This is a genomic window from Geodermatophilus arenarius (genome assembly GCF_042654585.1).
Taxonomy (GTDB): Bacteria; Actinomycetota; Actinomycetes; order Mycobacteriales; family Geodermatophilaceae; genus Geodermatophilus; species Geodermatophilus arenarius.
This window is the reverse complement of record NZ_JBHSGR010000054.1, coordinates 1-653: the sequence shown is the minus strand read 5'-3', so window position 1 is coordinate 653 and position 653 is coordinate 1. Positions and strand designations below refer to the sequence as shown.

3 protein-coding genes are annotated in these 653 nt (G+C 47.6%); all 3 read left to right on the top strand.

Annotated features, from left to right (window positions below; genetic code table 11):
- Positions 1–280 (top strand): recombination protein NinG (locus tag ACFO3M_RS22705; RefSeq protein ID WP_387994506.1); only part of this gene is annotated, 280 nt, incomplete at its 5' end.
- Positions 277–483 (top strand): phage NinH family protein, encoded by a 207-nt coding sequence (locus ACFO3M_RS22700; RefSeq protein ID WP_002901791.1) that lies wholly within the window; start codon positions 277–279, stop codon positions 481–483. The genes ACFO3M_RS22705 and ACFO3M_RS22700, both read left to right, overlap by 4 nt.
- On the top strand, positions 389–653 hold a 265-nt coding region (locus tag ACFO3M_RS22695), incomplete at its 3' end, for a metallophosphoesterase (protein ID WP_465253862.1). The genes ACFO3M_RS22700 and ACFO3M_RS22695, both read left to right, overlap by 95 nt.

Below are 653 nucleotides of genomic sequence, written 5' to 3'. Positions count from 1 at the left end.
GTGCGATGCCGGCCATTACCGGACAACTGCTGCGGCACCTCAACTCCGATTTAATGAACGCAATATTCACAAGCAATGCGTGGTGTGCAACCAGCACAAAAGCGGAAATCTCGTTCCGTATCGCGTCGAACTGATTAGCCGCATCGGGCAGGAAGCAGTAGACGAAATCGAATCAAACCATAACCGCCATCGCTGGACTATCGAAGAGTGCAAGGCGATCAAGGCAGAGTACCAACAGAAACTCAAAGACCTGCGAAATAGCAGAAGTGAGGCCGCATGACGTTCTCAGTAAAAACCATTCCAGACATGCTCGTTGAAACATACGGAAATCAGACAGAAGTAGCACGCAGACTGAAATGTAGTCGCGGTACGGTCAGAAAATACGTTGATGATAAAGACGGGAAAATGCACGCCATCGTCAACGACGTTCTCATGGTTCATCGCGGATGGAGTGAAAGAGATGCGCTATTACGAAAAAATTGATGGCAGCAAATACCGAAATATTTGGGTAGTTGGCGATCTGCACGGATGCTACACGAACCTGATGAACAAACTGGATACGATTGGATTCGACAACAAAAAAGACCTGCTTATCTCGGTGGGCGATTTGGTTGATCGTGGTGCAGAGAACGTTGAATGCCTGGAATTAATCA